At 58.7% G+C, this 8,965-nt stretch carries 7 protein-coding genes; 2 read left to right on the top strand and 5 right to left on the bottom strand.

Annotated features, from left to right (window positions below):
* Positions 1 to 37: 37 nt before the first annotated feature.
* The 4 genes from proW to IT763_RS18190 form a co-directional block, all read right to left on the bottom strand.
* On the bottom strand, positions 38 to 1,144 hold the full coding sequence (gene proW / locus IT763_RS18205; protein WP_016929847.1) for a glycine betaine/L-proline ABC transporter permease ProW: 1,107 nt from the start codon (positions 1,142 to 1,144) through the stop codon (positions 38 to 40).
* A complete protein-coding gene (gene proV, locus IT763_RS18200) occupies positions 1,137 to 2,339 on the bottom strand; it encodes a glycine betaine/L-proline ABC transporter ATP-binding protein ProV (RefSeq protein ID WP_016929846.1) in 1,203 nt (400 codons plus the stop codon). Before proV ends, proW begins: the two co-directional genes overlap by 8 nt.
* 406 nt (positions 2,340 to 2,745) lie before the next feature.
* On the bottom strand, positions 2,746 to 3,432 hold the full coding sequence (locus IT763_RS18195; protein ID WP_016929845.1) for a response regulator: 687 nt from the start codon (positions 3,430 to 3,432) through the stop codon (positions 2,746 to 2,748).
* A gap of 33 nt (positions 3,433 to 3,465) precedes the next feature.
* The gene (locus IT763_RS18190; RefSeq protein WP_033639542.1) at positions 3,466 to 5,058 is read right to left on the bottom strand and encodes a sensor histidine kinase; all 1,593 of its coding nucleotides are present in this window, start codon (positions 5,056 to 5,058) and stop codon (positions 3,466 to 3,468) included.
* Positions 5,059 to 5,384: 326 nt separating this feature from the next.
* On the opposite strand from IT763_RS18190, the gene IT763_RS18185 reads away from it, so the two are divergent.
* Positions 5,385 to 6,740 carry a 2-hydroxycarboxylate transporter family protein gene (locus IT763_RS18185; RefSeq protein WP_016929843.1) on the top strand — a complete coding sequence of 452 codons (1,356 nt, stop codon included), beginning with the start codon at positions 5,385 to 5,387 and terminating at the stop codon, positions 6,738 to 6,740.
* Positions 6,741 to 6,838: 98 nt separating this feature from the next.
* Here IT763_RS18185 and IT763_RS18180 read toward each other — a convergent pair whose 3' ends face one another.
* Entirely contained in the window at positions 6,839 to 7,810 is a 972-nt protein-coding gene (locus tag IT763_RS18180; protein WP_206194901.1) for a patatin-like phospholipase family protein, read from the bottom strand.
* A 206-nt stretch (positions 7,811 to 8,016) separates the two neighbouring features.
* Between IT763_RS18180 and IT763_RS18175 the strand changes: the two genes are divergently transcribed.
* Complete coding sequence (locus IT763_RS18175) at positions 8,017 to 8,961, top strand: MBL fold metallo-hydrolase (protein WP_110147328.1); 945 nt, start codon at positions 8,017 to 8,019, stop codon at positions 8,959 to 8,961.
* Positions 8,962 to 8,965 lie beyond the last annotated feature (4 nt).

Genomic DNA, 8,965 nt, shown 5'->3' with positions numbered 1-8,965 from the left:
TAGCCCGCCGGGGCCGCAGCCGCCGGCGGGAAAAGCGTCAGGCTTGCTTGATGAACGGGCGAGTCAGCAGCCCGATAGGGCCGCGGCGATACCAGCGGCCGATGCCTTTACTGCGGCGATCGCGCCCCAGCGATTGGGTGAGGCGATCGAGAATGATCGCCAGGATCACGATGCCGACCCCGCCGACGGCGGCCAGGCCCATGTCCAGCCGACCGATGCCGCGCAGCACCATCTGGCCCAAACCGCCGACGGCGATCATCGAGGCGATGACCACCATCGACAGCGCCAGCATCAGCGTCTGATTCACGCCGGCCATGATGGTCGGCATCGCCAGCGGCAACTGCACCTTGAACAGCAGCTGGCGCGGGCTGGCGCCGAAGGATTCGGCGGCCTCGATCAGATCCTCCGGCACCTGTTTGATGCCCAGAATGGTCAGACGCACGATCGGCGGCAGCGCGAAGATGATGGTGACCACCACGCCCGGCACGTTGCCGATGCCGAACAGCATGACGATCGGCACCAGGTAGACGAAGGCCGGGGTGGTTTGCATCGCGTCGAGCAGCGGTCTAATCACCTTGGCGGCGTGCTTGCTGCGCGCCAGCCAGATGCCGAGCGGCAGGCCGATAAGGATGCAGAAGAACAGCGCGGTCAGCACCAGCGCCAGCGTGACCATCGCCTGTGACCAGGCGCCAATGGCGCCGATGGCGATCAGGGAGAGCAGCGTCGCGGCGCCCATGCCGAGGCCTGAGACCTGCCAGGCGAGCAGCGAGAACACCAGAATGGCGATCGGCGCCGGCATGCCCAGCAACAATTGCTGGAAGCCGCTCAGGATCATGTCCACCGGCACGCGGATGCCCTGGAACAGCGGGCGGAAGTGCAGCACCAGCCAGTCGATGCCTTGCGTGACCCAGGTGTCGAACGGCACCCAGGCTTTGTGGAACGGATCGAGCAGGCTGAAGTGCTCCGGCTGCGCCGGGGCGCCGCTGAGCCAATCGGCGCTTTGCCCGGCGGCGTCATGAGCGGCCGGCGGCGGCGCGCTGGACCAGGCGTCGCCGGCGTTGGCGGCGGCATCGCTGGCAGGTGCGGAGCCGGTATCGGCCGCTGCGGTAGCCCAGGGATCTTGGGTTTGCGTGGTATCACTCATTGGTTGAGCCCTCCTTGTCCAACGCCTGCAGCAGCATGGCCTTGGAGATGATGCCGAGATAGTTATGTTCTTCGCTCACCACCGGCACCGCGCACGGCGCCTGGGCGACCAGGGAAATCAGATCGCTGAGCGGTGTGTCGGCCGGCACGGCGGCGGGGGCCTCGAGCAGGGCATCGTCCAGCGTTTGATTGGCGGACAGCGCTTTTTTCAGCGACTCTATCGACACCACGCCGATAAATTTCTTCCCGCGTTCAACAACATAACCATAATCACGGTCCTCATCGCGCAGCAGCTGCAGCGCCGAGCGAGGGCCAAAACCGGGGGTTTTGCGGATCAGCGTCACCGGGCGCCGTTGGGCGATATCCTTGGCGCTGAACACATGACTGATGTCCACGCCGCGGAAGAAGGTGCGCACATAGTCGTTGGCCGGGTTGTTCAGGATCTCGTCCGGCGTGCCGACCTGGATCACCTCACCGCCCTGCATGATGGCGATGCGATCGCCGATGCGCATCGCCTCGTCCAGATCGTGGGAGATAAACACGATGGTGCGTTGATGCTGGGCTTGTAATTTCACCAGCTCATCCTGCATTTCGGTGCGAATTAACGGATCGAGCGCCGAGAAGGCTTCGTCCATCAATAATATATCCGGGTTATTGGCCATGGCGCGGGCTAATCCTACGCGCTGGCGCATACCGCCGGATAATTCATCCGGATAAGACAGCGCATAATTCTCCAGCCCGACCTGACGCAGGGCATCCAGCGCTTTTTCCTGGCGTTCCTGCAGCGGTATTCCGGCTAATTCCATGCCAAAGGCGGTATTATTCAGAACATTCATGTGCGGCATTAGCGCGAATGACTGAAATACCATGCTGATCTTATTTCGCCGCACGGTGCGCAGCGCGGTGTCGGATATTTTGGCGATGTCCTCACCGTCGATCAGCACCTGACCGCGGGTGGGTTCTATCAGACGATTGAGAAGGCGTACCAGGGTGGACTTGCCGGAACCGGAGAGCCCCATGATGACAAATATCTCGCCTTCTTCAATGGCCAGAGTGGCGTCTTTTACGCCGAGCGATAAGCCGGTTTTTTCAAACAGCCGATCTTTTGTCAGACCTTTATCCAGCAGTTTGAATGCGCGCTCCGGGTGCTCGCCAAATATCTTATACAGGTTCTTTACTTCGAGTTTAATTGCCATGCAATTTGCTGTTTCCTCTGGTTTAATTAACGCGTTATGGGCTGTCCTTAGCAAAATAAAAGAGCTTTTTACCCTAACACAGTGAATATCTGAGACAACCCTCAATGTCATTTAAATGGGATATTAGTGGTTTACATCAAGGTTTTAATTAGTTATGGTAATTTGGCCCGTGACTCAAAATTGACGGCCATTATTCGGCATAATGGTTTGGTTTTTGGGAAAATAATACGGTGTGGCGCAGAGAGATATTTGGGCGCCGCGCCTGCCGTTCGGATAATAAAAAACCCGACCAGAGGCCGGGCAAAAGTCATCAGTATTTCATCAGTTTTAACGACAGGTGCCGATATCGAGGGGGATATCGTCGAGCGTCATGTTATCGCCTTAGTATGACAGCCAGATGGCAGCCTCAGGCCTTGCGGTACAGCCGCCGCGGATGGCCGATATTGCCGTACAGCATCTCCACCCGCACGAACTGGGTGGCGACGCAATACTCCAGATAACGGCGGGCGGTGGTCTTGCTGATGCCGACTTGCTCAACCACGTCTTCCACCGCATGCGCCACCGCCGGCTGGGCGATAAACAGCGCCTGCACCAGCTCGAGGGTATTGGTTTCGATGCCTTTGGCGCTCGGCTCGCTGGAGAACTGCTTCGACTGCAGGTTGTACAGCGCATCGACGTTGTCCTGATCGATGATCTTGAAGGTGCGCTGGGTCTGCACGAACTGCATGAAGCGTTCGAGCGAATTGCGCAGTCGCTTATAGGACACCGGCTTGATGATGTAATCGAAAGCGCCGTTGCGGATCGCCTGGCTGCAGGTATGCATGTCGCTGGCGGCGGTGATGAAGATCACCGAACAGGCGGGGTTCTTTACCGCCGGTTCTTCCATCAGCTCGATGCCCTGGCCGTCCGGCAGAAAGTTATCCAGCAGGATCAGCCGCGGCTGATGCGCGTTGGCTTTGGCCCGCGCTTCGGCCAGCGTGGCGGCGTAGGCCACCACCCGCAGGTTGAAATTTTTCTCGATGAACTCTGCGTGCAGCGTCGCCAGTTGCGGCTCATCTTCCACGATCAGAACGTCCAGTGTTTGGTGTGACATAATCGGGTGCTCAAAAAAATCGGGTTATGGGTTTTATTTAGGGATAAATATAGAGAATATCGCGCCGTGCGGCTCGTTGTCCGACACTTCTATGCTGCCGTGCGCCTGCGCCACATGGCTGGCGACCAGATGCAGGCCGATGCCGTGGTCGCTTTTATCCGCTTTGGTGGTGACGCCCTGTTCAAACAGCGTATCACGAATCTCCTCGGCGATGCCGGTGCCGCGATCCGCCACCTCGATCACCAGCTCGTCGCTGCCGTCGCTGATATAGAGTTCGATCGCGTCGTGCGGCGCCGGGCAGTGCAGCGTCGCTTCCACCGCATTATCCAGCAGATTGCCGACGATCGACATCAGTTCGGTCTCATTCAGCGCCGCCGGGATCTGCCGCAGCTGGCAGGCCGGATCGAAGCGCAGCTCGATGCCTTTTTCTCTGGCGCTGGAATATTTGCCCAGCAGCAGGCCGCACAGCGCCGCCGAACTGAAGCGCTGCGAGATGAAATCGAGGATCTCCTGCGCGCCCTCCGACTGGGCTTCCACATAGCGGATGGCCTCGTCGTAGCGCTGCATATGCAGCAGCCCGGCCAGCGTGGCGGTCCAGTTCAGCTGCTCGTGGCGCATGATGCGCAGATTGTCGGCATAGCGTTTCACCTGGCTGAGCTGGCTGCTCAGGGTATTGATATCGTTCTTGTCGCGGAAGCTGATCACCCAGCCTTGCAGCTCCTGCTCCTGCATGATGCGCACCCGGCTGGCGATCACCCGCACGTGGTTGAAGCGGCACACCTCGTCGTGCGTATCCTGGCCCAGTTGCGCGGCGGCGAAGAAATCCGGCTGCGCCTGGATCACGTCGCCGATCGGCCGGCCCAGCAAGCTGGCGGCGGGCTGGTGCAGATCCAATAGCTCGCGCGCCGCATGGTTGATGGTGATGATCCGCAATTGCGGATCGATGGCGATCACGCCCTCATAAATGGCTTCCAGCAGCGCTTTTTGCTGGCGCACCAGCAGCGCGATCTCTTTCGGTTCCAGCCAGAACATCTGGCGCTTGAGGTTTTTCGACAGCAGCCAGGAAAAAACGAACAGGGCGATCAGCAGCAGAACGATGGAGCCGATAATTTGCGTCAACGTCCTGGCATTTAAATTATCGATGTGCGATTTCAAATAGCCGACGGAAACGATGCCGATCACGTGATTATTTTCATCCAGGATCGGCGCCTTGCTGCGCAATGAAACGCCAATGCCGCCCTTGCGAATGGAAATAATGCTTTTCCCTTCCAGCACCTCTTTATTATCGCCGCCGATCATCGGCGTGCCCAAGCGGCCTTCGTATTCGGAATGATAAAGATGGCGGGCATGATTATCGCCGATGACGATATAACTGGCGTCGCTGCTGGCGCGGATTTTTTTCATCAGCGCGGCAATTCTGGCGGCGTCGTGTTTTTCCACCGCGTCCACCAGCGAAGGGATAAGGGCGATTTCCCGCGCCTGCACCTGGGCGCGGGCGCCGAGATCGCGGTGCAGTTGCGCATCCAGCTGGTAATAGGTGTAGGCGCCGATACAGGTCAGCAGCAGGCAGGAGAAGGCCACCAGGCACAGAAACAGTTTGATTTGAAATGAGAGTTTGAGGCGCATGGCGGAGCTTCACCGTAAAGAGATCCTGAAGCCTTACCCTATCACGAGAAGCGGGGTCTGTAATATTGCGCCCGATCAACTTGTGATCCCTCACACGGGATTAGAGTGAACCGGACGAGAATTGTTCGCCTGCGATAAAATTGATAAGCTTTAAAATAAAAACGGTATTAACACCATTAAAACCACGTCGGTTTTTACATAATCTTAATTAACCCCATAGAAACCATAACCACCATTAAAAACCCTTTTTAACTTTGAACATAATCACAGCAGATAATCCGTGCGCTTCTCTATGATGGCTGAACAAACTAATAAGAGGCCAGATTATGAGCACAACAGATGATTCTTACCTCGTAGCCAAAGACAAGACCGCCGATATTCCTCTGCGTGAGAAATGGTGGCGGATACTGGACAATTATAAAGTAGGGATTATTCCGTTACCGTTCTTTATTCTGGCCGGCGTATTGATTCTGCTCGACTGCCTGGAAGGCAAATTGCCGAGCGATATCGTGGTGATGGTGGCCACCCTGGCGTTCTTCGGTTTCGCCTGCGGCGAATTCGGCAAACGGCTGCCGTTGATCGGCAAAATGGGCGCGGCGGCGATCTGCGCCACCTTCATTCCTTCCGCGCTGGTGCACTATGGCCTGTTGCCGGACGTGGTGGTGGAGTCGACCACCAAGTTCTACAAATCGACCAACATTCTTTATCTCTACATTTGCTGCATCATCGTCGGCAGCATCATGAGCATGAACCGCCAGGTGCTGATCCAGGGCTTCCTGCGCATCTTCATTCCGATGCTGTGCGGCGAGATCGTCGGCATGCTGGTGGGGATGGGCGTCGGCATGGCGCTGGGCCTGGAGCCGTTCCAGATCTTCTTCTTCCTGATCCTGCCGATCATGGCCGGCGGCGTGGGTGAAGGGGCGATCCCGCTGTCGATGGGCTACGCGGCGATCCTGCACATGGAGCAGGGCGTGGCGTTGGGGCGCATTCTGCCGATCGTGATGCTCGGCAGCCTGACCGCCATCGTCATCGCCGGCCTGCTCAACCAACTGGGCAAGCGTTATCCGCACCTGACCGGCGAAGGCAGCCTGATGCCGAGCAAGCAGGGCGACAGCGGCATGAACGCGGTGGAAAAAATCAGCGGCAAGGTGGACGTCAGCACCATCGCCTGCGGCGCGTTGCTGGCTATTCTGCTGTATATGGTGGGCATGCTGCTGCATCGCCTGATTGGCCTGCCGGCGCCGGTGGGCATGCTGTTCGCCGCCGTGGCGGTGAAGCTGGCGCACGGGGTATCGCCGCGCATTCAGGAAGGCTCGCAGGTGGTGTACAAATTCTTCCGCACCGCCGTGACTTATCCGATCCTGTTCGCGGTCGGGGTGGCCATCACGCCGTGGCAGGAGCTGGTGGATGCGTTCACCGTCCAGAATCTGATCGTGATCGTCACGACCGTCAGCGCGCTGGTGGCGACCGGTTTCTTCGTCGGCAAGAAAATCGGCATGCACCCTATCGACGTGGCGATTGTCTCCTGTTGCCAGAGCGGGCAGGGCGGCACCGGCGACGTCGCGATCCTCACCGCCGGCAACCGCATGTCGTTGATGCCGTTCGCCCAGATCGCTACGCGTATCGGGGGCGCTATCAACGTCTCGCTGTCGCTGCTGGTGTTGGCCAAGTTCTTCGTATAACTCCTATAAATCCTTAGCGTTACTTTGCCTTTCCCCGCCCCCGCGGGGATTTTTTTTGCCCGCGCGCCGGCCAGACGCGCGGGCAAGGGGAACGCCGGTTATGCCGCCTGTTTCATGGCGGCGTCGTACCAGGCGAAGTAGCGCTCTACGCCGCGGCGGCCGGATTCGATCAGCGCGCGTTTTTTCTCCTCGCTGATGCCGAACTCCAGCGTGCCGACGTCGAGCGTGTCGACATACACGGTGCGCTTCCAGTCGTCGCTGTCCAGATGCACCTTGGTTTGGATGTCCAGCATCACGTTGGCCACCGCCAGGGTGAAATCAAACAGGTTGTTGACCGGCGTGCGCGAGCCGGCCTGACCGGCGGCCTGGGCGATTTCACCGGCGGAGTCCAGGCGAAGGCCCAGGGTGCGGGTGTTGATGCGCTGGCTGGAGACGTCGATGTAAGGCGGCGTGGCGGAGAAGTCATAGTCGAATAGCCGCACCGGGTAGTTGTCGATCATGCCGCCATCAATGCACAGGTCGCCCAGGGTATTGTTCTTCGCCACGAAGGCGAACGGGAACGACATCGAAATGCGCAGGCCGTCCGCCACTTTCATGCGCGGCGTAGTGCGGTACGAATAAACTTCGCGTTGGCCGCTGTTGAGGTTGGCGCCGATAAAGTAAATCGACTTGAACCCTTTCGCCGCCTTCATCGCTTCGAACTGCTCGAAGGTGATATCCGGGTTGCCGGTATATTGCTTGATAATATCGCGTGACCATTGATAGAAATAATCGCCGGGCGCGATGCCGTATTGATTGAACAGGCGATAGGCGTCCTGGAGCGTACCGAAAAAGCCGCCGTTATAATCGAGGAATTTTTTAAAATCCATCGCCGACAGAATTTTGGTTACGTCCGCCGAGCTGCAGCCCAGGCCGACCAGCAGCGCGGCGATGGCGCCCGCCGAGGCGCCGGAGGTTTGCTTGATCTGCGGTATGATGCCTTTGGCTTCCAGCAATTCCAGCGCGCCGCCATAGGCGATGCCTTTTACGCCGCCGCCTTCAAAGACCAGATTTTCGAATTGATAGTTCATGATATTTCCTCACTCTTGATTTAGGGAGTAAGAAAAATAACCAAGTCGCGAACCGGAAAATATTGATTGGGGTTGTGTGAGTCGGCAAACAAAATTATTCATAATAAATATATTGTTTATATATTTATCAAAGGCATTTATTAAACAGGCGCATCGGGCTTTTTGCGTCAATACTTAGCGCTGTTCAATTCTCGCAAGGAGTCATCATGTTCTGGAAACGTTGTCTGCTGGGCGCGGCGCTGGCCGTTATGTCATTACAGGCCGGGGCCGCCGCGCCGCAGGCCAAAACCCCGACGCCGGGATTTTACCGCATCATGCTGGGCAGTTTTGAAGTGACCGCGTTATCCGACGGCATCATTCGCCTGCCGGCGGACAAACTGTTGCTGAACACCACGCCGCAGCAGATCGCCGCCGGGTTGGCCGAGCGGCATCAAAGCCTGCCGGTGGTCACCTCGGTCAATGCCTATCTGATCAATACCGGCGACAAGCTGGTGATGATCGACAGCGGCGCCGGCCAACTGCTGGGCGACGGCCTGGGCAAGCTGGTGGATAACCTGCGCGCGGCGGGCTACCAGCCGGAGCAGGTGGATGAGATCTACCTGACCCACATGCACCCGGACCACCTCGGCGGCCTGACGCACGACGGCAAGGCGGTATTCCCCAATGCGGTGGTGCGCGCCGCCAGCCAGGACGCGGAATTCTGGCTGAGCGCGGACCAACTGAAACAGGCCAGCGCAGGCAGTAAAAGCAACTTCGAACGGGCCCAGGCGGCGATCAAGCCATACCAGGCGATGGGCCACTTTAAGCCGTTCAGCGGCGACGGTGAACTGTCGCCGGGCATTGCCGCCTTCGCCGCCCACGGCCATACGCCGGGGCACAGCGTGTATCAGGTGACCAGCCAGGGCAAGAAGCTGTTGCTGTTGGGGGATCTGATCCACGTGGCGGCGGTGCAGTTGCCGCATCCGAAGGTGGCTATCAGCTTTGACAGCGACGCCAAGGCGGCTGTCGCTCAGCGGCTGCGGATATTTGGCGACAGCGCGCGGCAGAGCGAACTGGTCGGCGGCGCACACCTGTCGTTCCCGGGGTTGGGGTATCTGAACCGCCAGGGCGACGGTTACACCTGGGTGCCGTTGAACTACGGCGCGCTGTAACGCC

Source organism: Serratia sp. CMO1 (genome assembly GCF_015689115.1).
GTDB lineage: Bacteria > Pseudomonadota > Gammaproteobacteria > Enterobacterales > Enterobacteriaceae > Serratia > Serratia marcescens.
This window is presented reverse-complemented; position numbering and strand designations above follow the sequence as displayed.

What these genes read in the sequence shown, in the direction of transcription:
- proV (WP_016929846.1), bottom strand. Translation starts at nt 2,339, where the DNA reads ATGGCAATTAAACTCGAAGTAAAGAACCTGTATAAGATATTTGGCGAG.
- proW (WP_016929847.1), bottom strand. Translation starts at nt 1,144, where the DNA reads ATGAGTGATACCACGCAAACCCAAGATCCCTGGGCTACCGCAGCGGCC.
- IT763_RS18190 (WP_033639542.1), bottom strand. Translation starts at nt 5,058, where the DNA reads ATGCGCCTCAAACTCTCATTTCAAATCAAACTGTTTCTGTGCCTGGTG.
- IT763_RS18185 (WP_016929843.1), top strand. Translation starts at nt 5,385, where the DNA reads ATGAGCACAACAGATGATTCTTACCTCGTAGCCAAAGACAAGACCGCC.
- IT763_RS18175 (WP_110147328.1), top strand. Translation starts at nt 8,017, where the DNA reads ATGTTCTGGAAACGTTGTCTGCTGGGCGCGGCGCTGGCCGTTATGTCA.
- IT763_RS18180 (WP_206194901.1), bottom strand. Translation starts at nt 7,810, where the DNA reads ATGAACTATCAATTCGAAAATCTGGTCTTTGAAGGCGGCGGCGTAAAA.
- IT763_RS18195 (WP_016929845.1), bottom strand. Translation starts at nt 3,432, where the DNA reads ATGTCACACCAAACACTGGACGTTCTGATCGTGGAAGATGAGCCGCAA.